Source organism: Bartonella sp. OC16QHHD (assembly GCF_042194035.1).
Lineage (GTDB): Bacteria > Pseudomonadota > Alphaproteobacteria > Rhizobiales > Rhizobiaceae > Bartonella.
The window spans coordinates 1-24,581 of sequence record NZ_JBHIMJ010000033.1; the positions used below are offsets into that span (position 1 = coordinate 1).

The 24,581-nt window shown below is 38.8% G+C and carries 13 protein-coding genes and 3 pseudogenes; 9 read left to right on the forward strand and 7 right to left on the reverse strand.

Annotated features, from left to right (window positions below; translation table 11 throughout):
- The 5 genes and pseudogenes from trwL to ACFIK1_RS04345 all read right to left on the reverse strand — a co-directional run.
- Window positions 1-248, reverse strand: a 248-nt coding sequence (gene trwL, locus ACFIK1_RS04325; RefSeq protein WP_375662172.1) for a VirB2 family type IV secretion system major pilin TrwL, incomplete at its 3' end; no start/stop codon positions are given.
- 77 nt (window positions 249-325) lie between these two features.
- A pseudogene (locus tag ACFIK1_RS04330) lies at window positions 326-585 on the reverse strand (conjugal transfer protein).
- Complete coding sequence (korA, locus tag ACFIK1_RS04335; protein WP_015857010.1) at window positions 548-847, reverse strand: KorA family transcriptional regulator; 300 nt, start codon at window positions 845-847, stop codon at window positions 548-550. The pseudogene ACFIK1_RS04330 and the gene korA overlap by 38 nt, the downstream one beginning before the upstream one ends.
- A gap of 124 nt (window positions 848-971) precedes the next feature.
- Window positions 972-1,604: a TrwN protein gene (locus tag ACFIK1_RS04340; protein ID WP_273787633.1), complete on the reverse strand. Its 633-nt coding sequence runs from the start codon at window positions 1,602-1,604 to the stop codon at window positions 972-974.
- Window positions 1,604-2,218 carry a hypothetical protein gene (locus tag ACFIK1_RS04345; protein ID WP_375662173.1) on the reverse strand — a complete coding sequence of 205 codons (615 nt, stop codon included), beginning with the start codon at window positions 2,216-2,218 and terminating at the stop codon, window positions 1,604-1,606. Before ACFIK1_RS04345 ends, ACFIK1_RS04340 begins: the two co-directional genes overlap by 1 nt.
- 128 nt (window positions 2,219-2,346) lie before the next feature.
- On the opposite strand from ACFIK1_RS04345, the gene ACFIK1_RS04350 reads away from it, so the two are divergent.
- Window positions 2,347-2,634 (forward strand): H-NS family nucleoid-associated regulatory protein, encoded by a 288-nt coding sequence (locus ACFIK1_RS04350; RefSeq protein WP_015857007.1) that lies wholly within the window; start codon window positions 2,347-2,349, stop codon window positions 2,632-2,634.
- Window positions 2,635-4,135: 1,501 nt separating this feature from the next.
- Here ACFIK1_RS04350 and ACFIK1_RS04355 read toward each other — a convergent pair.
- Window positions 4,136-5,413, reverse strand: a complete 1,278-nt coding sequence (locus tag ACFIK1_RS04355; protein WP_375662174.1) for a ubiquinone biosynthesis hydroxylase — start codon at window positions 5,411-5,413, stop codon at window positions 4,136-4,138.
- A gap of 728 nt (window positions 5,414-6,141) precedes the next feature.
- Here ACFIK1_RS04355 and ACFIK1_RS04360 point away from each other — a divergent pair.
- From ACFIK1_RS04360 to ACFIK1_RS04395, 8 genes and pseudogenes are all read left to right on the forward strand, one after another.
- Window positions 6,142-8,583, forward strand: coding sequence for a DNA translocase FtsK 4TM domain-containing protein (locus ACFIK1_RS04360; RefSeq protein WP_375662175.1), 2,442 nt, complete (start codon window positions 6,142-6,144; stop codon window positions 8,581-8,583).
- A 718-nt stretch (window positions 8,584-9,301) separates the two neighbouring features.
- Window positions 9,302-9,553: pseudogene (locus tag ACFIK1_RS04365) on the forward strand (DNA translocase FtsK); the annotation flags it as partial.
- A 121-nt stretch (window positions 9,554-9,674) separates the two neighbouring features.
- Entirely contained in the window at window positions 9,675-10,283 is a 609-nt protein-coding gene (locus ACFIK1_RS04370; protein WP_375617820.1) for an outer membrane lipoprotein carrier protein LolA, read from the forward strand.
- Between the two features lie 33 nt (window positions 10,284-10,316).
- Window positions 10,317-11,132 carry an exodeoxyribonuclease III gene (locus ACFIK1_RS04375; protein WP_375617894.1) on the forward strand — a complete coding sequence of 272 codons (816 nt, stop codon included), beginning with the start codon at window positions 10,317-10,319 and terminating at the stop codon, window positions 11,130-11,132.
- Between the two features lie 61 nt (window positions 11,133-11,193).
- Window positions 11,194-12,674 (forward strand): annotated as a pseudogene (locus ACFIK1_RS04380) (efflux transporter outer membrane subunit).
- Window positions 12,671-13,897 (forward strand): efflux RND transporter periplasmic adaptor subunit, encoded by a 1,227-nt coding sequence (locus ACFIK1_RS04385; RefSeq protein ID WP_375633471.1) that lies wholly within the window; start codon window positions 12,671-12,673, stop codon window positions 13,895-13,897. Before ACFIK1_RS04380 ends, ACFIK1_RS04385 begins: the two are co-directional and overlap by 4 nt.
- A gap of 3 nt (window positions 13,898-13,900) precedes the next feature.
- Window positions 13,901-15,889 carry a MacB family efflux pump subunit gene (locus tag ACFIK1_RS04390; protein WP_375633470.1) on the forward strand — a complete coding sequence of 663 codons (1,989 nt, stop codon included), beginning with the start codon at window positions 13,901-13,903 and terminating at the stop codon, window positions 15,887-15,889.
- 1,712 nt (window positions 15,890-17,601) lie between these two features.
- Window positions 17,602-22,554 (forward strand): DEAD/DEAH box helicase, encoded by a 4,953-nt coding sequence (locus tag ACFIK1_RS04395; protein WP_375662176.1) that lies wholly within the window; start codon window positions 17,602-17,604, stop codon window positions 22,552-22,554.
- 1,355 nt (window positions 22,555-23,909) lie between these two features.
- On the opposite strand, the gene ACFIK1_RS04400 is transcribed toward ACFIK1_RS04395, so the two are convergent.
- Window positions 23,910-24,578: a YdcF family protein gene (locus ACFIK1_RS04400; RefSeq protein WP_375662177.1), complete on the reverse strand. Its 669-nt coding sequence runs from the start codon at window positions 24,576-24,578 to the stop codon at window positions 23,910-23,912.
- Window positions 24,579-24,581: the final 3 nt, after the last annotated feature.

A 24,581-nucleotide genomic window follows, 5' to 3' on the forward strand; every position in this document is an offset into this window, starting at 1 on the left:
AAAGTGTCTTTTCCGATGTAGCGTCCCGCATAACCAATTGCTAAACATAAAAGTATAACGGCAGCAGCGATAGGGATAATCGCTTTCAAGTCTGTCTGTAACTCTGTTAGAGCTGTCTTCGCGTTTTGTAAAGTTTGTACTTGGGCTTGTGCATGAGCAGAACTATTCATAAAGAACGCAGTCATAGCAGCAGAAATTGCGATGATTTTGTTATTACTTTTCGATTGAATACTAGTTAATTTTTGCATATTTCACTCTTATTAAAATCTAGATAATATTTTTATATAAATAAACATATTGTTTTTATGAGTCATAATTAACGCCACTATGGCTTAAATAGCAGAGTAACAAGTTGGGTTGCAGAACCTGCGACGACAACACCTACTGCCCAACGTACAAAAGTGTCTTTTCCGATGTAGCGTCCNAGTCTGTCTGTAAATCCTTTAGAGCCGTCTCTGCATTTTGTAAAGTTTTTACTTGGGCTTGTGCATGAGCAGAACTATTCATAAAAAATATGGTCAAAGCTGCTGAAAATGCAGCAATTTTATTACGAGCTGTTGTGTGAAGAATATTTAATTGTTTCATGTTCTTTATCCTGATTAAGATTAAAACTCCCACAAATGACCCCTCGTTCATGAAGAAACTTAAAGAGATATTTTGGATCAGCCCAAGTTCTTAATTTTCCTCTTTGTGTAAGTAACGTATATTTATTTGGCTTTCCGGTGATTGGATCATCGGAAATAAACGTAAAATACCATTCTCTTTCTGAAAGCATCACGACTGTAATCTCACGTGCTGCTTTTTGACTAAATGCTATATCAACGCTGTTTTGTTCTATCATTTTCATTATCTTTGCCCTCAATTAGAAGAGATTTTGTCCAATCTTACTAATTAGAGCTTTAACATTTTCTTATCTACCTTTCATTATAATATCCTATCAAAATTCTAGAGTTTCGTGAAAATATCAGCTGTCACTCTAGCGAGCCTCTCGATGAAGAAGAATCTTCAACCGAAAAAGCATCGCTGGTACCACTTTCTTTATGTGTAAATGCATCTTCTTCTCCCTTTGAAGAGAGAGGAAGAGAATCTACGTTAGTTGTCTGTTCTGGTTCTTCTTTTTTAAGCTTTACAGGCTCCTGCAAATCTTCATTTTCCTGTACGGCAGCTTTTACTCCAATATATGAAGTAACTTTCTGTATAGAGGTGTGGTTTGAGTTTTCTGTATTGTAAAAATTTAGCACAGATTGCAAAGTCGCTTTTTCAAAGATGCACTTTGATGTTGTTTGTTCATAGCAGTAAGTCAAAGCGCTTTGCACAGCTGTAAAATTTCCGCAAAAATCAAATGCATCAAAAAGAGAAAACAATTTCACATTTATAACATCAATTTGCCCTAAAATTATGTTAAAATTATGTTTATTCTGGCTAAACTGTTCAGTTATTGGGATTGTTTCCTTAAGCTGAGATGATTGATAGAAGAAGTTATCTTTATCATCTGTTACATAGACATTGTCCCGCGCTTCTTGTTCGGCGATAACTGAAAATGTTATGGGAGGCGTATTGGATATGTACGCAGCAGCAAAAAATGTGAAATCTGGAACAATCATTAGCAATACACCTTATTATGAAGAATTTTATTAATACAAATGCTAATTCTTTGTGGTGCATTTTCTCGTTGTTTTTTGATTTTATAAATTTGCAGAACAAGATTGTTTAGCTTAGAATATTCCCTGTGATTATTGTTTTGTTCTCTTCTAAAAATATTTCTAATACATGCGAATATCCAACCAACAAGATAAAAGTGTGGAATAAAATAGAGCATATTACGCCAACCAATATTATTGGAATCACGAAAAAAGGCGCTGCTTTTAAAAAATAATAATCTTTGATACTGTATTGAAGCTGCTTGTTTTATATAATTTTCTAGTTGCAAAAATCTTTTCAAAAAAAATTTATACGAAGTAAAAAGCCGTTGTGTATGAGGGGAGGTTTTATTGTCATAATGAACTACACTATCATTATACAGAGAGGGCTTGTTCTTTGTTGCGTATTGCCATAACTTATAGAGTGACGATTTATATTTACTTTTGACTACTGATTCATGAGAGTCAGAGAGGTGTGATGGCGTTTGAGCACTGCATTTAGTAGTTCCAGCGATTGAGCTGAAAAAAGATGCAGTGATGGTAATTGATGTACCAATAAACAGTTCTTTGTGGTCCAAAGCACATCTCCGTCAAAGTGATATATGCATCGTAATTTTAATTTCGATAATAAATAGACAGAAATTGTCTATAATTGTGTTTAAAATATGGCAAAAAGAAATTCTTTTTTGCAAGGGGAGTAATTAAGGTGAATGATCTCAAAAATATGAATTTTGATGAACTACAAGAGATGCGTACACAAATCGATGTGGAATTAAAAAAACGGCAAGCAAAGGAAAAACAAAATGCGCGACGAAAAATTCTTGAAATTGCTAATGCCCATGGAATTGATATCGCTGATCTTGTGAGCAAAGAGCGCCATTATAGAAATCCCAATAACCAATGGGAATTATGGAATGGGCGTGGACGTAGACCTAAGTGGATTAAAGAGTGGTTGGAGAATGGGTATACACTTGATGAACTCGAAGTAACGTAACACGTGTGCGATCTTTACAAGATAAGGGAATACCAAGGAATGTAAATGCAAGAAGTATGCTCTTTTGGGTAATTTAATTGTATAAATATACTGAACGAATATATTAAAGTATTGAGTTACCAAATACAATGATAGGGAGCGTGAAAAAGTTTATTTAAATGCAAAAGGTCTTGTTGTTATAATCTGGCAAGCATAATGATGATGCCAGATTGGAATATTGTAATTGCTTTTGGCATTTGAGAGAGGGGGATATTTTACTTCTTTTTATCGTTTCATTAACGTTGCTCTTTTTAGTCTATGTAAATAAAGAGTTTTATTGATTATTTACAAAAATGGTCGAAATGAGAATAATTTATTGCATAGGGATTTTAACTCAATATGTAAAATGATAATTTTATCAATTAATATGTTAATAAATTAGCATACTTATATTTTTGAAATACTGTTCTGTAGAACAAGCCTGATGTTATAGGTTTTGTTTGGTCTTTTTTCTGTAAGATTATATACGAGGCATTTACTTTATTTATCGTTCGTTTAGTTGAGATGAGTGAGTATATAGAAAAATGGAAAATTTCTATGGCTGTTATGGGTTTTATAGAATTTATGACATATTTCTGAGCGTTTGTGATTAAAATTCATTTATGAGCGTTTATGAATAATGAATAAAGAGCGTATTTGAAAATAAAAGGATTGGATCATTTCTATTGCAGTTTATCTTCTTTTATGGTGTGAAATAGAGGGATGATATGCGGTTTTACAATTGTGTGTGATGGTATAGAGTACGGAACACTTTGTTATATATTGGAATATTTTTTCTAAAGTCGTGTGGTATTCCACAATAAGTTAAAGAGTTTGTCTGAGAAGCAGAATGCCCCAAACGGAATACATTTATGTTTTCAATTTACGCGCTTTTTTAAAAGAAAAATTTTTCAATGCAACTAAGCTTATTTTATAGCGCTTTTCGTGAATAGTATAACGTAAAAGTCCCTATGAGCATATAAAATCCATTGTACACCACCATTTTTACTTCAATAAAAAGTATAAGCCGGCGCCATTATATACTTTACTCGCCTACAATGTTGCTAAAGTCCTTAGTTCTTGAGAGGGGGAGACTTTTTGTTGCTTTGTTTAATTGTTTTTATTTATACGACACTCTCACTTGTGATGTACAAGCGAATGATTTTGATTGCTTCAACGTGAGAGAGATTTGAAATAAGGGTATTTTATGATCTTTAGATTTCTCACTCAATATGAGAACAATGAACTTATTATTGTAAATAAAGTGTTGTGTGCTAAAAAGTCTTGTTTATTTTGTTATGCCGTGAAATGGCTTCTTTTAAGGTGTGGTGATATAAGGTAACCTCTTTGAGACATTAAACGTTTTTTCAGTGCATGGTGAATATTCTTAGAATGTAGCTTGCTTGTCGAGTTTTATGTTAAGTGAAATATGGGAGGAGGAAGGCAAAGGTTGTAAAAAAAGTGAAATAGTATGAATTTTTGCTTAAAGTGGGAAGCCGTGTAGAAGACGTGGGGCATTTGGAGAGAGTCCGGCAGCTTCTTGAATGAAGTATTTTTTTATTTTTGGTGCTTGATTAATGATTCCAAGTCCGGTATCGCGGAGCATCCGTAAAAGAAGGCTATCATTAGAAAAGAGTTTATTAAGCCAATCATTGCTTAAAGCCATACGGACAATTTCAAAACGTCTCCAGCTTTGATAGCGCTCTAAAGCCGTGAGGGAGCCAATGTCAAGACCTAGTCGTGCTGTTTCAATAATCACTTCAGCGAGGGCAGCGCTATCGCGTAATCCTAAATTGAGTCCTTGTCCTGCAATGGGGTGGATGGTATGGGCGGCATCGCCAACGAGAGCAAAACGTGGTTTAACGCATTGACGTGTTAAAGAAAGACTCAAAGGAAAAGCTTGACGTTCGCCATCCCAAGAGAGTTTGCCTAATCGATGGCCAATGCGTCTTTCGAGTTCTGTTTCAAAAATAAGTGCATCAGCTTTGAGATAATATTGCGCAGTTTTATGATCTTCATTCCACACAATGGCGGATCGGTTGCCTTTGAGAGGGAGAAGAGCAAAAGGACCGGCAGGTAAAAAATGTTGAATTGCTTGACCATTATGGGTTTTTTCATGTTCAACTGTGCAGATGATTGCTGTTTGTTTATAGGGATGAGAAAAGTTTTTAAGATCTGCTTTTTGGCGTAATTTCGAATGGGCTCCGTCAGCTGCAATAAGCAATTTTGTTTGCCAAACCTCTTCATTATTTAAAGTGACGGTTGTATGTTGGTCTTCTTGATGAAAATCAATGACACGGGTGTTTGTAATAACAGGGATATTGAGATCTTTGACACGTTTTTTTAAAGTGTTGATGAGTTCTCTATGCTCTACCATAGCAGCAAAGGGCTCGCCGGGATTAATGTCGCCTTCAAAGGTTAAAAGAGTGGGTTTGACAGGATCATTTGTGCTTGTATCTGTGATGATCATTGAATGAATGGGTTGCGCATAGGGTTTTATAGATTCCCAACATTGTAATTGTTTTAACATACGAATAGAAGCAGCAGCAAGGGCAATGGTTCGTATGTTAGAAGCAGGGGTATCTCCTTGTGGAGCAGCATCAACGATTTTTATTTTCAGATTAGGGGCTGTTTGCTTGAGTGCTGTCGCTAGGGTTAAACCGACAGCTGCCCCCCCTGCAATGAGCAGATCACATTGTTTAGTTTTATGAGATTTAATTTTTTTATTGGGTTGTACGTTTTTATTGCGATTAGAACACACAATACTTCTTCCATTGTTTATAGTTTGCTTTCTTTTAAAAAGAATATCTTTTTACATTGCCTAAAATATCTTAACTTTTACTTTTCTCTCTGCTTTACAAGAACGAGGTTTCTTTTTGGCGCCAATCTGATGACGGATTGGTTTTTCAGAGTTTTTCTGCTTAATCATTTATGTGATTCATCTTACAGATTTATCGGATAAGCTTTTTTAAATATCTTCTTCAATTCTTTTTACACTTGGTTGATAAAAAAGAAAACTAAAAATAAACAAAGATGGTCGTGTATTTTTTAAGTTGTGTGAGTTACTTCAGTATGCTTGTCCTGAAAGGGGCCATTTCGTTAGTATGATAGATAAAAAATTGTGGTCATTCGTGATGGTTAAAACAGTATTCATATTTTGCCGTTATCATGATGTAGCGTAAAAATATTATTTGTTTAGGAAGGTGCCTATAGCACCCATGTAACACTTTACACATGAGGTGTTTTTTGGTTGATCGTGTGATAAATATTCAGGGAGAGCTTTTTGTGCGCCTTATGAAGGATTATCTCTTAGGGTGGTGGTATATGAATGATATGAAGTGGTTAGAAGGTAGAACGCATTAGATAAGAAGTCGGATTGTTTACAGGCTATTTGTTTACAAATCAGCACAGAGTTTAAGCTTCATCCTTTTTTAAGAGAGGGAGTTATAACTCTTTAAAATATGAAAGTTTTGTATTTGGAATTGATAGATGCACCGAAGTTCTTCTCCTTATGATTCATTAGAAGTGCGAAATTCTCAAGGTTCGCGTCTTATTGAGATGTTTTTACGTCAGATAGGAGTATTTATTGGGCTCGGGCTTTTGGGCTTTATTATTTTTTGTGTGTTTGCTTTGGCGACGTGGAATGTTGCGGACCCATCTTTAACCCATGCAAGTACAAATGAGGTTACAAACCTTATGGGGTGGATGGGGGCAATTTTTTCAGATTTTATTATGCAGTTTTTTGGCTTGGCAAGTCTTGCTGTTTTGTTGCCGCCATTATTTTGGTCTTTTCTCTTGTTGGCGCAAAAGAATATCTACAATTTGACTTTGCGCTTTTTTTTATGGGTGCTATCAACGATTTGTTTTTTAATTGCTTTTGCCCTTATGTCACCTGTTGCTTCTTTTACTTATTGGCCATTGCCAATGGGATTGGGAGGGGTTTTAGGAGATAAAGTTTTAAGTGTTGCTTCTTCAGTCTTTCCTCTTTTTCTTTCTCCTCCTTACACGGTGTTTTTCAGTGTTGTTTTTATTCTTTTAGGTTTTTTCACCGCTGCTTTTGCTGGTAATGTGATATGGCGGCGTCGAACAAAGAAAAGAAAAGAAAAAAGCATTCCAAAAGACGAAATCGTTAATCCAGTCTTTGAGTTGGAAGAAGATACGGAATATGCCGCAGAGGAGGATCGTGAAAATCATGGTTTTTTTGCGACAACGTGTGGCGCTCTTTTGCATCTTTTTTATTTTTTACAAGCACGTTTTTTTCGTTTATTCTGTTTCAAAAGGCGTTTTCAGAGTAAAGGGCAAGGAAAGCCATTTGATCGGATTGAGCCAACTTTTTTAGGTGAAAAAGTAAAGTGTGAGGAAAATCAAAATAAAGCCTATGTTTCTCCTGTTAAAAATCGAAAGTCTTTAACAGCTTCTTCAAATGGTGGTTTTGTTCTTCCACTTGTAGATTATCTTTCGGTTCCACCACCGTCTGTTAGGGATGCAAAGCTTTCTCCTGCTGTTTTAAGAGCAAATTCTCAGGAGCTTGAAGGGGTTTTGTTAGATTTTGGGGTCAAAGGAAAAATTATAGATGCTTGTCCTGGACCGGTGGTAACTTTGTATGAATTTGAACCGGCTGCAGGCATTAAGTCTTCCCGTATCATTGGTTTGGCAGATGATATTGCACGCTCGATGCGTGCGATTTCGGCGCGTGTTGCGGTGGTTCCAGGACGTAATGTTATTGGAATAGAATTGCCTAATGCAAAGCGTGAGATGGTTTATTTACGAGAAATGTTGCAGGCGCAAGAATTTATTGACAGCAAAGCCAAGCTAGGACTTGCTTTGGGTAAGACAATCGGGGGGGAAGCTGTTGTTGCAGATTTAGCAAAAATGCCCCATCTTTTGGTTGCTGGTACAACAGGATCGGGAAAGTCTGTTGCTATCAATACAATGATTTTATCATTGCTTTATCGTATGACACCTGAACAATGTCGTCTCATTATGGTGGACCCGAAAATGCTTGAGCTTTCGGTTTATGATGGCATTCCCCATTTATTAACACCCGTGGTGACAGATCCTAAAAAAGCCGTGATTGCTTTAAAGTGGGCTGTTCGTGAAATGGAAGAACGCTATAGTAAAATGTCAAAACTAGGCGTTCGTAATATTGATGGGTTTAATGCACGTCTTAGGGAAGCTGCAAGTCAGGGAGAGACAATGGTGCGGACAATTCAAGTTGGATTTGATCGCGAGACCGGTGAGCCTCTTTATGAAACGGAAACACTTGATTTTAGTCCTATGCCCTATATTGTTGTCATTATTGATGAAATGGCTGATTTGATGATGGTTGCTGGTAAAGACATTGAAGGCGCGGTTCAACGCTTGGCACAAATGGCACGTGCTGCCGGTATCCACGTGATTATGGCGACACAGCGTCCTTCCGTCGATGTTATTACTGGGACGATCAAAGCCAATTTTCCTACACGTATTTCTTTTTCTGTGAGTTCAAAAATTGATAGCCGAACAATTTTAGGTGAACAGGGGGCCGAGCAATTATTGGGACAAGGAGATATGCTCTTTATGATGGGAGGAGGACGTATTCAACGTGTGCATGGTCCTTTTGTTGCGGATGATGAAGTGGAGCAGGTTGTTGCGCATCTCAAAGCGCAAGCACGACCTGATTATTTGGAAACAATTACGCAAGAAGTTGAAGAGGATGGTGCTGATGTTTCTTTGGCTTCTCCTTCAGAAGATGATCCCTATAGTCAAGCTGTTGCTATTGTGCTTCGTGATCGTAAGGCTTCGACTTCTTATATTCAACGCCGTTTAGGCATTGGTTATAATCGTGCTGCGACACTGATTGAGAGGATGGAAGAAGAAGGTATCATTAGTCCAGCAAATCACGCAGGGAAACGAGAAATTTTAGTGCCTGCTGAAGAAGAGCGCTTTTGAAAAATCTTTATAGTTGTTTTTTATAATATCTTATAAAACAAGTGTTTGTTTACTGTATCGTAGAAAGTCTGCATTTTCATACACCAGTTCTCGATTTGCGATAGCTCCTTGGCACTTGGAACTCTTTATAAGGGGATTCTTTATCTTATATAACTTTTATCCACACACCAACCTTGCTTGTAATGTGCAAGCAAATGATTTGAGTTGATTCAATATGAGAGAGTATGTGATGAAAGAATCTTATTGTATTTGGCGTTATGATTTAAGTTAAAAAGATAAATTATTATAAATCAATATCTTGGTATAAAATAATGTTATTGCGAATGTAGGGGTGTAAAAGCATGTAAGACTTGATATTTAAGTGTCTTTTTAAGTGCGCTCTAAATATTTAGGGCAAGGCTGATCTGTCGAGTCTTAATATAAATGAATTATATGGGGTGGGAAGCTAAGTGAAATTTGCTAAACTCCAAACTGTTTACAGAGCGGTTGTGGTGAAAATTTTTATTCTTTTGGGTGAGAAGGAAGTCAAAAAAGTATTTTTGATACTTAAAAGAGCTTTCAGGTTTGCGAGTAATATGTTTAGTCCTTAATCCATTATGTCTTGACTATAATTTATGTTGCTTCATAGATTAGGGGTGGAAAAGAATATATTATGCGTTTAGAAAAGCAGGAAATTTGGATGCTTTCGGAAACTTAAACGCAGACTGATTATTTGTAAACGATACCGCAAAAAATAAAAAAGGATGTTTCTTTAGCTTTTTCTTTAGCAGATGATTCCTATTGTCAAGCTGTTGCTATTATGCTTCGTGATCGTAAGGCTTCAACTTCTTATATTCAATGTCGTTTAGGCATTGGTTATAACCGTGCCGCCACATTGATCGAAAGGATAGAAGAAGAAGGCATCATTAGTCCAGCTAATGATATGGGTAAGCGAAAAGTGTTGGAGATTGTCGAAGAAGAATACTTTTAAAAATCTTTTGATATTTTTTTCAAACAATATCTTTATCTTATAAAGAAGGGTATTTATTCGTCGTTGATCACTTAAGTTATGAATTATAAAGTCAATTAAGTATTGCTTGGGAGCATTTTTTATGAAAACGTCTTTTTTACCGCAAAGAAGAGTCTTTGGGTTGGTGGGAATTATTATCTTTTGGTGTTTAACTGTTCCTGTTTTTTCGCAAGCATCTAATAAAGTGATAAAGGCGCAAAATGTTGTGAATCACTTTGCGGCAATCAAAACAATGACAGGTGATTTTATTCAGTTTAGTCCAAAGGGAAAAATGTCTCAGGGGACATTTTATTTAGAGCGCCCAGGGAAAATTCGTTTCATTTACAAAAAAATGCCTTTACAGATTATTTCAGATGGCCAATTTGTAGGTATTAACAATCGGGCTTTGAATACTTGGAACTTTTCACAACTTTCGCAAACGCCAATGAAATTTTTGTTGGATGATAAAATTGATGTATCTTCTGGGCGCTTGTTCGCATTTCGCGAAGATCCAGGGGCTGTAACGATTGTTCTGCGTGATAAAACGATTGGGGCAGGGCAAATAAGGATGGTTTTTGATTCTAAAGGCTCTGCTTTGCGACAGTGGACAATTGTTGACCAACAAAATTTGGAAACTACTGTGCAGATTATGAATGTGCGGACAGACGTCCGGTTCGCTAATGGGATGTTCACACTTCCTTCGAAGAAATGAAGAAAGAGTGTTACGTCATTGGGATTAAAACAAATGTTCTTTCGTATTGCAACTTGGAATATTAATTCTATTCGTTTGCGTCTTGCACAGGTTTTTCAGTATTTGGATCTCTTTTCCGTAGATGTTTTGTGTCTACAGGAAACAAAATGTCCAGATGCTTTATTTCCAGTGGAGGCTTTTGAAGCAGCGGGTTATAAGCATATCGCATTGAGTGGACAAAAATCTTATAACGGGGTGGCTATTGTTTCTCGTTTGCCTTTTAAAAAGGTAGAAAAGCGTTTCTTTTGCCAAAACCAAGATTGTCGCTATATCTCAGTTATTGTGGAAGCCCATGGGAGAAGCTTGCGGATTCATAATTTTTATGTTCCTGCTGGGGGAGATATTCCAGATGCTGATGTGAATGAAAAATTTCGTCATAAGCTTGATTTTTTAGAAGAAATGTCTTCCATACGTGCGGATCAAGGAGATGGTCTTTCTTCTCTTTTGGTGGGCGATTTAAATATTGCTCCTTTGGCAGAGGATGTTTGGTCTCATCAGCAATTGTTGAAGGTTGTAAGCCATACTCCTATTGAAACCGAGCGTTTACAGGATTTGTGTTGTCAAGGTGGATGGGTTGATCTGATGCGGTTGCATATTCCTGCTCCTACCAAGCTTTATACATGGTGGAGTTATCGTGCACGCGATTGGGCATTTACCGATTATGGGCGGCGGCTTGATCATGTTTGGTCTTCTCCTGATTTAGCACCTTTTGTTGTAGATCTTTCGATTTTTCGTGATGCGCGCGGATGGGAACGCCCTTCAGATCATATTCCTGTGCAAACTGTATTTGATTTTTCACGTCAAGTTTGAAATAAGAGGTAAATAAAGTATTAATATTAAATAATGATTCTGAAAGAATGCGGGAGACTAGATGTATATCAGAAATCTCAAAAGGGGCGCTTCTCGTGGATTACTTTCTATTGTCTTGTTGTGGTTGCTTTTGTCAGGATGTATGGTTGGTCCCAATTACCAGAAAACATCTTTTCGTGTTCCAGCAGTTTGGGGAGAAAAATCTGCACAGACTGCTGGACAGCCAGTTGCGCTTGCCGGATGGTGGCGGCGTTTGAATGACCCTGTTCTAGATGCATTAATGGATTATGCGATTTCTGGAAATAATAATGTTGCTGTTGCCAAAGCTCGGGTACGTGAGGCGCGTGCGAGTTTAGGACAGGTTGTGGGAACTCTTTTGCCAAATGTGTCCAATTCAATTTCAGGAACCCGTAGTCATTCTGCACAGTCTGATGCATTGTTAAACCAATACCGTAGTGGTTTTGATGCAAGCTGGGAGCTTGATTTTTTTGGTGGGCATAAACGAGCGGTTGAAGCAGCGCGTTATGGTCTTGATGCGGCTGTGGAAGATATGCGTGCTACCATGGTGACATTGTTAGGAGATGTGGCAACAAATTATGTACAAATGCGTGGTTGGCAACAGAAATTGTTGATTGTACGTCAAATTGCTGTATCACAACGTAAAACCTATGAATTGATGCGTGCTAGATTAACAGCTGGTGATGTTTCTGAGCTCGATGTTTCAAATGCGCAAGCACAAATGGCAAATACAGAAGCAGATATATCACAGATGGAAGCGAATTTAGCAATGAGCGTTCATCGCCTTTCTGTCTTAATTGGTCGTGTGCCTACGGCATTGAAGGCTCTTTTACAAAAAAATGCTAAGTATGCAAAGATTCCACAACCGCGCTGGCCGATACCAGCAGGAATTCCAGCTGATATTTTGTTAACACGTCCGGATTTACGACGGGCAGAGCGTCAATATGCGCAAGCGACAGCGCGGATTGGTCAACGTGAAGCAGATCGCTATCCATCACTTACTTTAACAGGTAATATTTCGACAGCCGCAACGGCGATAGATCAGTTATGGAAAAATTCAACGATTGGCTGGTCTTTTGGACCTGGTCTGCGTTTTCCTTTTTTTAATGGAGGTCAGGTTGAGGCTTCTATTGCTGTCGCGCGTGCACAGCGTGATCAAGCTTTTATTAATTATCGGGCTGCTGTTTTGGGAGCTTTAGAAGATGTAGAAAATGCGTTGGTAAGATTAACTAAAGAACATCAACGCTTAGAAAAGCTAATCATTGCGAATAAAGCTTCTCTTCATTCCTTAAAACTTTCACGGAGTCTTTTTGAGAATGGAAATACCAGTTTTCTTGAATTGTTAAATGCTGATCGCTCTTATTATTCTGCACAAATGGCACTTAAAGATAGCCGTGTTTCTTTGGTTACACAATATATCACGTTGATGAAAGCATTGGGGGGGGCTGGGATGGCGTTGTTGATGTATCACGTCCGGAAGTCGTTGATGGTGCACCTCGTTCGCGTGCAAAGGTAGGGAAATGAAAAAAAACTTACTCAAAAATTTCATTACAAAACACAAAAAACTTTCCTTCTTTTTAACTGCTATATTTCTCATTCTCTTGTTTTTATGGTTGCGTTCTGTTTTTTTTGGAACATCTACTCCAACTTATATAACAGCGGTGGTGAAGCGTGGGGATATTGAGGAAAGTGTTTTAGCTTCTGGTCTTGTACGTCCTTACCGGTTGGTGGCTGTTGGTGCGCGAGCAACAGGGCGTGTGGTGTCAATGCATGTTTCCCCTGGGAGTGTTGTGAAAGAAGGCGATCTCTTAGCAGAAATTGATCCTACAGATCAGGAAAATGATTTAAAAAGAAAAAAAGCAGCATTATCGCATTATTATGCGAGTTTGGTAGAACAAGAAGCCTATCTTTCTCTTGCACAGAAAAATTTAGAGCGTCAGAAAAAAATGATTGAAACACGTGCGGTTTCACGTGCGAACCTCGATGAGGCTACGACACAGGTGAAAATACGCGAGGCGCAAATTGAACAACTTCGTCAGCAGATTGTGCAAGCACAAATTGATGTGGAGAGTGCAGAGGTTAATTTAGGTTATACACGCATCACTGCCCCTTCAGCGGGAACGGTTTTGGCAACAGTTGTGGAAGAAGGGCAGAATGTGAATGCGGTTCAGTCGGCGCCAACAATTGTTATTTTGGGTGATTTATCAAAGATGACGATCAAGGCGCAAATCTCAGAAGCAGATGTTCTTAAAGTCCGAGCTGGACAACCACTTTATTTTACAGTTCTAGGTAATTCACAGCGTCGTTATGAAGGCGTTTTAGAAAAAGTAGAGCCGGCTCCTGAAACAATTCGTGCTGATGTGAGTATTAATCCTGGTATGGTGAGTGGTTCTAGTGCTTTAATCTCATCGGCTATTTATTATAACGGAATTCTACATGTTGATAATGCGGACAATTTTTTGCGAACCTATATGACTGCTCAAGTTCATATTATCTTAGGGCGCGCACAGAATGTCTTGTTGGTTCCAAGTAATGCTTTACGCGATGAGACAAGAGAGCGTAAAGCATGGGTTTCTGTTTTGGTGGGGGAAAATAAGTTGGTTACTAAACAGGTGAGCGTTGGGTTGAATAATAAGGTTATGGCAGAGATTATTTCAGGACTTAACGAGGGTGATGTCGTCGTCACCAGTTCGTCTGATGGAGTGATGCCCGAGTCTTCTAACATGCATAGCGAAGACGAGAGTTAAAGCATGAGCACAAATCAAGCAGATGCTGTCTTCGTCTTGGAAAATATTGTGCGCAAATTTCCTGCGGGCGAAGCGTTTGTTACCGTTTTGAAAAACATCAATCTTACCATTAAACGTGGTGAAATGGTGGCAATTGTAGGTGCTTCCGGTTCAGGTAAATCTACCTTGATGAATATTTTAGGCTGTCTTGACCGTCCAACTTCTGGCCGTTATTGGATCTCTGGTAAAGAAATAGCTTCCCTTTCTGCGGATGAATTGTCGGCTTTGCGACGTAATCATTTTGGTTTTATTTTTCAGCGTTACCATTTGTTGAATGAATTGACAGCTCTTGGTAATGTTGAAATTCCGGCTATTTATGCGGGAAGTGCCGTGGAAGCAAGGAAAAAGCGGGCACAGGATCTTTTAACACGTTTGGGCATGGGTGATCGGATAAATCATCGTCCAAATCAGCTGTCCGGTGGTCAGCAACAACGTGTTTCTATTGCTCGGGCGCTCATGAATAATGCGGAGGTCATTCTTGCAGATGAACCAACTGGTGCATTGGACAAAAAGAGTGGGCAAGAAGTATTGCATATTTTGGATGAACTTCATCAAGAGGGACGTACTATTATCATTGTAACCCATGATATGCAGGTGGCTGAAAGAGCAGAGCGTATTATCGAAATCAGTGATGGGGAAATTATTGCTGATAAGCGGTCAAGGGTTGCAAAAACAAAAGTTGGTGGAAAATCTCTTCAGGAACAACAAAATCTAAAAGGCCAACAAAAACTGGGCTTTTTTCGTTCTTTTGTTGAGCGATTCCGTGAGGCGTTTGTGATGGCTCTGTTGGCAATGAATGCACATCGCATGCGGACTTTTCTAACAATGCTTGGGGTGATTATCGGTATTGGGGCGATTATTGCTATGGTGGCTTTAGGGAATGGTACACGAGAGAAAATTCTGGAAAATTTTAAAAGTTTGGGTGCTAATACATTAACCATTTTTCCTGGCAAAAGTTTTTCTGATCCACAAGCAGAAAAAATAACCAGTTTGGTTGAAGCTGATGCAGAAGCCTTGTCTGGGTTACCTTATGTTTCTGGTGTAACACCTCAGATTTCAACAAGCTCAAAAGTGCGTTTTGGTGCAGTTGAAGTCAATGCTGTCATTGTGGGGGTGGGAGAACAATTCTTTCAGACACAGGGGCTTAAAGTTTTCAAAGGACAGTTTTTTGATCAAAAAAGTGTGCATGATCGGGCGGTTGATCTCGTGATTGAAAAAGAAGCATTGTCTGTTCTTTTTCCCCATAGCCATGAAAGCCCTCTTGGCAAAGTGGTGCATGTGGGTAATGTTCCAGCGCGTATTATTGGTGTTGTTGATTCGCAAAATCACGCAAATGGAAACACATCAAATACATTACAGCTTTATTTGCCCTATACAACAGTGCAAACGCGTTTTCTTGGTACAACAGAAGTTCGTGCAATTACTGTTAGGATTGCTGATGATGTCGATTCACATTTAGCGGAAAACATGGTGAAACGTTTTCTCATTATGCGGCATGGTGGAGAAGATTTTTTCATTAGAAATTCAGAATTCTTTCGTGAACGTATCATGGAGAGTACACATATCTTAACACTTTTAATTTCTTCAATTGCAGCGATTTCCCTGATTGTAGGTGGTATTGGGGTGATGAATATTATGCTGGTCACCGTTTCTGAGCGGATCAATGAAATTGGTGTGCGTATGGCAGTTGGTGCACGCCAAAGTGATATTTTGCAGCAGTTTCTCATTGAAGCGGTGTTGGTTTGTGTCATTGGTGGTGGTTTGGGGATCTTGCTTGGGCTTTCTATCGGTGGCTTGTTCCTTCTGTTTAAGGCACCTATCCATCTTATCTATACCATTGAATCGATCATTATGTCTCTTACTTTTTCAACCCTCATAGGAATATGTTTTGGCTTTTCTCCAGCGCGGCAAGCTTCACGGCTTGACCCTGTTGTCGCTCTTTCACGCGATTAGACTTTATCAATTTGGGCATGTTTGTTCGTGATTCTTTCCACTTGGATGAAGCGTTTATGAAGCAAAACATGAATGGGAAAAGTTTAGCATTATTTGCTGCTCTATTTTAGAAAACGCTTTGTTCGTTAAGTGGAGCGTACCACTAGAGGTGAACGTTTCTTATAGCGCACCACATCATGTGAGATGTGGTAGGCATATAAGCCTTCTTGAGGCATTAAATGTTTTGAGAATGCATGATGAATATTTTTAAATCTTTCTTGTCAAGTCTTATGGACGTAAATCCTATTAAGGAGAAGTTAAATGGAACCCGTTAGAATGAGATTGCTTGCAGACTGAATTTTGTTAAAAATCTTCGTCTTCTGAGATATGAAGAGGAGGACAAATGAAATATATTGCGCGACGATTCTTAAGATTTAATTTAAAAAGAGGCGGGGTAGTGAATAGTATATCTGCTAACAAACAAAAGAACAAAAAAGAAGGTTGATGCCAAAAACAGCTTAAACCTCCGTTCTTCCAAAAAAATGAACTGGTATCGAGATAGCTGAGCAGTTTAAGAGGTTTCGTTTAGTCTTTTTAAGATTTTCGGAAAAGAGGTTATGTGGATTTCTCACTTTTGGTTTTGCAGAGGGTGGTGCAAATTATAGGTGTTTAGGTTTATGCAAATAAATTATGATCTTGCTCAAGTTTTAAAATGTGACCTAAGACACTGTCATTTTCTGTTCCTTTATTTGAGTAACGTAGCTTCTTTAGAATATTTTGTTTAAGGCATCGCTTTTTTCTGCCTTATCTCATGATTTTGGAGCTGAAGGATAAACAAGCCATTTGAGTTTCTAGGGTAAGGATGCCGTCAGATACTCGGTAGGGGGCGCGATCTTAAGAACTAATACCGTGAAGATGCGGGTTTGATTTCATGAGTTTGGTGAGGACGACAAAAAGTTTGAGAGGCGGATCGCTTCTTATTTTGAATGATGTATGAATGAAAAGGGTTTTCATTCATTGAAAAAGAATAAGCTCATATTCAGCAGGTGTGAGATGAAGTAAGAGAACATCGTAATACCAAGCTGCAGTTATGCTGCTAAAGAACATAATGGCGCTAGTGATGAGCAATGGTATGTCTAGTTGGTATGGTATTCTCCCTCCTGCTAAAAGTCCGATACAGATAAAAAAGAATTCTAAAGCCACCCGCTATAAAGTATAAGAAGCGAATAATTAGTCTACGAAAGAACAAAAGATAAAGAAATATTTTAAAAATCAATATTTTGAATATCACGACTAATATTTTGCGTATTATAGTGAAATTATATGCATGATCGTTCGTAAAATGCGCTGTTTTGTGTGTGGAGTTTCTTCCTTGGTGTCTTGTGTGTTCGCAGGTGTCGTATCCATTTCCCCCCTCTCATTCCTAAGCTAAATCCTAAAATTATTGCGCACTTTATTTTGTATTCTTAACAAAAGGCAAAAAATATTTTCAAAATCATCACGCCTTACCGTTTATTTCCATAGGGATATAGACATCAATAAATGCATCATATGATTTGGGGGATACTCAAAAGGATCAAAAGATTCTCTCTTGTTGATTTAATTAAGCATAGAAGAAATGTCTTAAAATCAAGCAATCTTAAGCTTTTTTTAAGTTTTTTGGGTAGAACAATGAGCATTGACGAATTGGTTTAGATTCGATAGTTGAAGGTATTTTTCATTGGGGGGGAAGCATGACGCTGCAATCGCTTTTACAGACATATCGTGATGAAGCGCGTACCGAACGAGATAAAGGTACATATTTTGAGCGTTTTGCTCTTGCTTATCTAACACATGATCCTCTTCAGTCTGGGTATTATGAAAAGGTTCAAACCTTTAAAGATTGGGCTCATGAAAATGATTGGGATGGTCATGATACTGGTATCGATCTTGTTGCAAAGCTTCGTGATGGAGGGGGTTTTGCGGCAATCCAATGTAAATTTTATGATGCAGCCTATCGAATTAAAAAAGCAGATATTGATAGTTTTATTTCGGCATCAGGGAAAGCTCCATTCAAGCGGCGTGTTATTATAGATAGTACTGAAAGTGCTTGGAGTGATAACGCTGAAACAATGATACGGGGGCAGGATATTCCTGTTATACGGATTAATCTTTCCGATATACAACAAAGTCCGATCCGTTGGGAAACTTTTGCAGCCCAGGGCAAAGTTGTTTTGGAGGATAAAAAGAAGTTGCGTCCACATCAATTGGAAGCATTGCGTGATGTGCGTGCTGGGCTTGCTCAAGCAGATCGGGGGAAGCTTATTATGGCTTGTGGGACTGGTAAGACATTTACCAGTCTTAAAATTGCTGAGGATTTGGCTGGTGAAGGCAAGTTTGTTTTGTTTCTTGTTCCTTCCTTGGCACTGATGTCACAGACGGTCCGTGAATGGACAACGGATGCAGAAATCGGATTGAGATCCTTTGCTGTCTGTTCAGATACACAAGTGGGAAAGCGTCGTAAAAATAGTGATGATGTTGCTGAAATTGATGTGTTTGATCTTGCTTTTCCGGCGACAACCGATGCTGCTAAACTTGCAGAACAGGCGGGTAAGAGTGTTGCAGATAAGATGACCGTTGTGTTTGCAACCTATCAATCTATTCAGGTGATTGCTGATGCTCAGAAAAACTATGGTTTGCCAACATTTGATCTTATCATTTGTGATGAAGCGCATCGTACAACAGGGGCAACGCTGGTGGGCGAGGGTGAATCCAATTTTGTTAAGGTGCATTCTAATGATGTTATTCGTGCCAAGAAACGCCTTTATATGACAGCGACACCACGCATTTTTGGTGATAACGCAAAAAGTCGCGCGAATGAAGTTAATGCTGTTCTTGCTTCTATGGATGATGAAAAGCTTTTTGGTAAAACACTTTTTTATCGGGGTTTTTCATGGGCAGTACAAAATGATCTTTTAACAGATTATAAGGTTATTGTCTTAGCAATGGACGAAAAATTGGTCAGTTCCGCTGTTCAGAAGCGCCTTAGTGATAGCGATTCTGAGCTTATTCTTGATGATGCAACAAAGATTATTGGCTGTTATAAGGCTTTGACAAAACAAAATATGAAGGCTGATGTTGGTACGGATTCATATCCTATGCATCGTGCTTTAGCATTTTGTAAAACTATTAAAAGTTCTGAACTTGTGCGTGATGAGTTTTCTACGGTTGTTAGAGAATATCTTGATTATACGAAAGAGGATACAGAAAATGAGCATTTTCTGAAGTGTGAAATTGAGCATGTTGATGGCACTTTTAATGCGAAGGATCGTGGTGCATTACTTGACTGGTTGAAAGCTGATAGTGGTGAGGATGTTTGTCGTATTTTGACCAATGCTCGGTGTTTGTCTGAGGGGGTGGATGTTCCGGCTCTTGATGCGATCATGTTTTTAAATCCACGCAAAAGCCAGATTGATGTTGTGCAAGCGGTTGGGCGGGTGATGCGTCGCTCTGAAGGCAAAAAGATGGGATATGTCATTTTGCCAATTGGCATTCCTCCTGATACTCCAGTGGAACAGGCTTTGAACAACAATGATAAATATCGGGTTGTTTGGCAAATTTTAAATGCTTTGCGTGCGCATGATGATCGTTTTGATGCGACGATTAATAAGGCATCGTTGAGCCAAGATATCAGCAATGTGATTGAGATTATTGGCGTCACACAGAGCACTGAGTTACAGGCTGTTACAGCTGTTGTAGACAATCTTCCACTACGTTCACAGCCTGCACGAGCGGGAATTGGAAGTCTGGAGCATGATTGCTTTCTTACAGAGCAGGTAAACGAGGAGCTTTCTTTCTGCGTAGATGAACTTTCTCGTGCGATTTTGGCAAAGATTGTTAAGAAATGTGGGACACGTGATTATTGGGAAGATTGGGCGAGCAACATTGCTGAAATTGCTAAGAATCATATCACGCGTTTAACAGGTATTCTGGCAGAGCCAGATACTGAGGCGCGTCAAGCCTTTGACAGGTTTGTGGCAGAACTGCGTGATGATTTAAATGATGCTGTTACAGAAGCTGATGCGATTGAGATGTTGGCACAGCATATTATCACGCGTCCTGTCTTTCAGGTGTTGTTTGAAGGGTATCAGTTCACACGTGAGAACCCTGTCTCGCGTGCTATGCAACGTATGCTTGATGTGCTTGATGAGGCAAATCTTGATAAGGAATCCAAAGATCTTGAGAAATTTTACGCAAGTGTAAAATTACGAGCTAGTGGCATTACGGATCCAAAAGCAAAACAGAGGTTGATTGTAGAGCTTTACGATAAGTTTTTTCGTTATGCTTTTCCACGTACTGTAGAAAAATTAGGCATTGTTTATACCCCCGTTGAGGTTGTGGATTTTATTTTGCACTCTGTCAATGATGTCTTAGAGCAAGAATTTGGGCAAACGCTTGGCTCATCTGGTGTGCACATCATGGATCCCTTTACTGGAACGGGAACTTTTATCACGCGGCTTTTACAATCGGGTTTGATAAAACCAGAGGAGATGAAACACAAATTTTGTCATGAAATTCATGCCAATGAAATTGTGCTTTTAGCCTATTATATTGCAGCCATTAATATTGAGACGACCTATCATGGTCTGATGGGGGGCGATTATATTCCGTTTGAGGGAATTTGTTTGACCGATACATTCCAGCTTTATGAGCAAGAAAAAGACCTGATCAGTGATTTGCTGGTGGATAACAGTACACGTCGGGCGCACCAGAAGGAACTGGATATTCGTGTTATTGTTGGCAACCCCCCTTATTCTTCTGGACAAAAAAGTGAAAACGACAATGCGCAGAATATTGCCTATCCTAAATTGGATCGTCGCATTCGTGAAACCTATGCCGCTCAATCTAAAGCGAGCAATGTTAATGGACTTTATGACAGTTATATTCGTGCTATTCGCTGGGCAAGTGATCGCATAAAAGACCGTGGAGTTATTGGCTTTGTAACAAATGCAGGTTTTATCAGTAGTCACTCTACGGATGGTTTACGAAAATGTTTAATCGAGGAATTTAGCAGCCTTTATATTTTCCATTTGCGGGGGAATCAACGAACTTCTGGAGAATTCTCTCGAAAGGAGGGGGGAAAGATTTTTGGTTCTGGGTCTCGCGCACCTATTGCGATTTCCATTTTGGTTAAAAATCCAGATGCACAACAGCATGGGAAAATATATTTTCGTGATATTGGAGATTATCTCACGGCAAAAGAAAAGCTCCGTGAACTTCAGAGGTTGGGGAGTATTGGTGGTATCACACGTGAACACAGTTGGCAGATGATTACACCAGATGAGCATGGCGATTGGCTGAATCAGCGCAATAATGATTTTGAAAAATTTCTAGCTTTAGGTGACAAGAAAGGCAGTGATAAAAGGCTCTTTGAAAATTTTTCTGGCGGTATACAAACTAGTCGTGATGCTTGGACATATAACTCAAGCCGTGAATCTTTAGAAAAGAATATAAGCAATATGATTGCTTTTTATAACAGTGAAGTAGAGCGTTTTAATGCTGCGTATCTACATTCTGACCGCAAAGCACGTGCAAATGCTGTGAACGATTTTGTCAATACAGATTCTAGAAAGATTAGTTGGAGTAGTAGCCTTAAAGAAGAATTAATAAGGGGAAAGGCTTTTAAATTTAAAGATACGTATATTACTCAGAGCCTTTATCGTCCTTTTACACAACAGTGGCTCTATTACAATCGGGTTTTTAACCATAGAGTTTTACAAATGCCACGTATTTTTCCTCTGGAACAAGCGGTTGAAAACAGAGTAATACAAGTTACGGGAGTTGGAGCAAGCAGTGGCTTTTCTGTTCTGATGACTAAGAATTTATCTAATCTTCATGCAATGGATACTGGTCAATGTTTTCCACGGTATGTTTATGAAGATGTTGCATCCTTAGGAGCTAAAAAAGGGAATCAGGTTCATTTGTTTGCAAATTTTGCAGAGGAAAGCAAAGAAACTGGTTTGCAGCGGCGTGATGCTCTTACGGATGAAGGGTTGGCTTATTTTAAGGCAGCTTATCCTGGTGAAATGATAACAAAGGATGATTTGTTTTATTATGTTTACGGGATTTTGCATTCTGAAGATTATCGTGCTCGTTATGCGCATAATTTGTCTAAAGAATTGCCACGTATTCCAACAGTTAAAAAAGTAGAGGATTTTTGGGCTTTTGTAACAGCGGGGCGAAAGCTTGGTGATTTGCATATGAATTATGAAGAGGTTGAACCCTATCCCGTTACTTATAAACAGGGAGATCCAAGAACTTGGATGATTTCTGATGAGAAGAGTTTCTACCGTGTTGAGGCAATGAAATTTGCTGGTAAGCGTGGCGCTATTGATAAAAGCACAGTGATTTATAATGCGCATATCACGATGCAGAATATTCCTCTTGAAGCTTATGAGTATGTGATCAATGGCAGGACTGCTCTTGAATGGGTTATGGAGCGGCAGGTTGTCAAAACGGATAAAGCGAGTGGGATTGTGAATGATGCCAATTGCTATGCTGTTGAAACGGTGGGTAATCCAGCTTATCCATTGGAATTGTTTCAGCGGGTTATTACTGTAAGCTTGGAAACAATGAAAATTGTGCGCAACCTGCCAAAATTGGAAGTGAGAGAAACTGAAAAGGTTAAGTTATCCATTGTGCGGTAAAACAGCGCTGTGTCGTAACAAACTGGCACTATCACACACCTTGCCAGCTCGTGGGTATTGCGATAGCCCTTGGCACTTGAGGCAAGTCCATAAGAGGCATGTCTTTCTTGTACAGTTTTACGCTGCGCAGGCTCTCTTCCTTTGTGATGTGCAAGTCCTATGTGATGTGCAAGAAAATGGTTTTGATTGATTCAATAGAGAGCAGATTTGAAATGAGAGAATCTGATGATATTGAGAGCTCTCATTCAAGTTGTAGCATAATAAATTTCATTATAAATCAATATATTGTATGTGATAAAGCACCTTAGGCAGTGAGGTCGCTAAAATTATGACGCATGAGCTTTAGCGGCAGTGATGAATATTCTCAGGCAGGGTTTTCTTGTCGAGCTTTATGTGAGTAAACCATATAAATGGGGAAGCTGAGAGGAACTTGTCCAGAGAAAGTGGATTGTTTACAAATCGTTGCTAATAAGAATCATCGTCCTTTGAGATGTTGAGAGGAAATCACAATTCTCATGAAATCTGTCCTTTGAGGTGTTCTGATATTGAAGTGAGCAGGGAGAACGCGTTAGACAAGAAGCTGAGTTATTATTGTTTACAGATCAATAGAGTTTAAAAATTTTCGTTCTTTTTTGGGGAGGAAACCAGACAAAAAGTGATCTTAGAGAGCGAAATGATTTCAAAAAAGATTGCGATAAAAAACGTAGGGTATTTGTAGCGGTGTGCGTTTTGAGCTTATTCCTATCTGTGATCTAAAATGCTCTTATGAAGATGCTTTGTAGAATGAAGAAGTAGTTACTAATATATTGATTTATAATGATAGTTTAATGTTCTCTCTGTTAAATGAGAAATCTAAGTATTATAAATTTTCTTATTTTAAATCTATTAAAATTACTTCTTTGCATGTCATATGAGGTTGGTATGTGCGTGTTTAAGAAAGGCGTAAAGCATTTCTCTTACCAATCATCCCAAGTGGCGTAAGAGCTATCGTAATACTTGGGGGGTGGCAAAATATAGGGTGGGGCGGTTTGCATTTTTTATGAAGGGTAAGACAGTGGTGTAAATAGATTTTTATGACAAGTCTGGAGATCTTATGGCTGTCTGGGGGCTCTATTTACAAGAGCTTATATATTGGGATGGCATGTACAGATCCGCGCTGTGAGATATGTTTGGGATGTAAGAGATGTTTTGGGTGAACGTGCAAATACAGTGACACGTGCATTGGGATGTTCTGCGTTGTATGAGGGTAAGCTCTGTCGAGTTTTTATAGAGGCAACTCGTGTGGAAGGGTATGAAAGAAAGGTATGAAGCGGTTCGTGGGTGGCAAGGTTTTTAAAAAGTCAGAAGGATAAAGATTAGAATGCGGTTCTGATATAGACTTGGAGCGTTTTAATATATTGGAATATAAGAATGCGGATTTGATTGATCTGTTGTATTGCGCTTTCAGCATTGTTCTTTTTAACAGGATAGGCAATGAAATGGATATCAGGCATTAAATATTTAAGTTCTCGCATTGAGCGCCACACATGGTAATCATGGGTGACGATATAAAGGGTTTTATAGTGGTGTTTTTTGATCCAATCGGCGCTTTCTTTAGCATTTCCTCTGGTGTTAATCGCTTGATGCCCGATGTCAATACAACAGGAGATAAGCCGTGGGGTAATATGCATGTTGTGCATGAGACTTTTCAGATTGGTTGTGGTGTTTACGCCACTGATGAGGAGACGTGAACCAAGCCCCCTTTGTAAGAGATTAAGTCCTGTCTCTATTCGGTTTTCTCCGCCTGTAAGCACGATAATGGCATCCGCTTTGGGGAGAGGTGTTGGGGGAGAAAGTCGTTCAGTTTTTTCAGAAAAAATAATAAAACCGCCCCAGAAAATTAAAACAATGATTGAAAGAGTAAGGGTTGTCGGTGGAAAATAGCGAAATAAAAAGCAGGGAGACCAACTATTATAGTGGGGCCGTTTTGGAAGAGGACGTTCTAAATTGTTTTGCGTCAATGAGTTGAAAGTGTTGTGAGTCATAAA

What these genes read in the sequence shown, in the direction of transcription:
- korA (WP_015857010.1), bottom strand. Translation starts at nt 847, where the DNA reads ATGAAAATGATAGAACAAAACAGCGTTGATATAGCATTTAGTCAAAAA.
- ACFIK1_RS04340 (WP_273787633.1), bottom strand. Translation starts at nt 1,604, where the DNA reads ATGATTGTTCCAGATTTCACATTTTTTGCTGCTGCGTACATATCCAAT.
- ACFIK1_RS04360 (WP_375662175.1), top strand. Translation starts at nt 6,142, where the DNA reads ATGCACCGAAGTTCTTCTCCTTATGATTCATTAGAAGTGCGAAATTCT.
- ACFIK1_RS04370 (WP_375617820.1), top strand. Translation starts at nt 9,675, where the DNA reads ATGAAAACGTCTTTTTTACCGCAAAGAAGAGTCTTTGGGTTGGTGGGA.
- ACFIK1_RS04375 (WP_375617894.1), top strand. Translation starts at nt 10,317, where the DNA reads ATGTTCTTTCGTATTGCAACTTGGAATATTAATTCTATTCGTTTGCGT.
- ACFIK1_RS04385 (WP_375633471.1), top strand. Translation starts at nt 12,671, where the DNA reads ATGAAAAAAAACTTACTCAAAAATTTCATTACAAAACACAAAAAACTT.
- ACFIK1_RS04390 (WP_375633470.1), top strand. Translation starts at nt 13,901, where the DNA reads ATGAGCACAAATCAAGCAGATGCTGTCTTCGTCTTGGAAAATATTGTG.
- ACFIK1_RS04395 (WP_375662176.1), top strand. Translation starts at nt 17,602, where the DNA reads ATGACGCTGCAATCGCTTTTACAGACATATCGTGATGAAGCGCGTACC.
- ACFIK1_RS04400 (WP_375662177.1), bottom strand. Translation starts at nt 24,578, where the DNA reads ATGACTCACAACACTTTCAACTCATTGACGCAAAACAATTTAGAACGT.